The following is a 281-nucleotide window of genomic DNA, read 5'->3' on the forward strand; positions in this document are numbered from 1 at the left end:
AGAAGAAACAAGAATATGCTCCGCATTATGAAGCATACGAGAAAGGTATGTCGAACATCAAGATCGGCGACCCGGCAAAAGCAGTGGAACTGATCATTTCCGTTATAAAAAGTGACAATTCGCCGCTTCGTTTGGCAGTTGGATCTCAAGCTGCATATACGATTCGCGAAGCTTATACCAAACGGCTAGAAGAGGTCAACACATGGTTTGAGCGTTCGGCTGAAGCTGATTAATTGAATATTGGTGATTATATTAAAGAGCTTCAAATTATTAACTTTAAA

1 pseudogene is annotated in these 281 nt (G+C 40.2%); it reads left to right on the forward strand.

The features are described from left to right. Window positions 1-233, forward strand: a pseudogene (locus COE25_RS30120) (hypothetical protein); the annotation flags it as partial. Window positions 234-281: the final 48 nt, after the last annotated feature.

Source organism: Bacillus sp. AFS031507 (assembly GCF_002584635.1).
GTDB lineage: Bacteria > Bacillota > Bacilli > Bacillales > Cytobacillaceae > Neobacillus.